This is a genomic window from Aeromonas media (assembly GCF_000819985.1).
In the GTDB taxonomy this organism is placed as follows: domain Bacteria; phylum Pseudomonadota; class Gammaproteobacteria; order Enterobacterales; family Aeromonadaceae; genus Aeromonas; species Aeromonas media.
On the sequence record NZ_CDBZ01000138.1, the window covers coordinates 684 to 1,144 of the forward strand.

A 461-nucleotide genomic window follows, 5' to 3' on the forward strand; every position below is an offset into this window, starting at 1 on the left:
GGGTGGCCTCTTGTCATTCAGGCCCATGGACCAGGGCCCAGGGTGGCGAGGACGAGGGGCTTCCCTTTGCCACTGTCATCCTGAGCTTGCCCGGATTTGTTCCTAGTTCCCGATTGCCTCTCCCTCTGCTTTGCGCCATGATGTATAGGACATATAGCCGTCTAGATGTTTTGATGGCTTAATGTCTTTTCACACAATAAACACCCGTCATGACGGGGACACGCAGAGAGACAGAGATGGATACAAAGGATTTGTTGGTACTGGATGGCGGCATGGGGCGTGAGCTGGCACGGCGGGGCGCACCGTTTCGCCAGCCGGAGTGGTCGGCCCTGGCCCTGATGGAGGCGCCAGAGACGGTGCGTGAGGTGCATCAGGCCTATGCGGCGAGCGGCGCCCGGGTCATCACCACCAACAGCTATGCCCTGGTGCCGTTTCATATCGGTGCCGAGCGTTTCGCCGCC

1 protein-coding gene is annotated in these 461 nt (G+C 59.9%); it reads left to right on the plus strand.

Annotated elements, in window-relative coordinates:
• Window positions 1–236 precede the first annotated feature (236 nt).
• Window positions 237–461: homocysteine S-methyltransferase family protein (locus BN1127_RS22790; protein ID WP_042649643.1), on the plus strand; the 225-nt coding region annotated here is incomplete at its 3' end.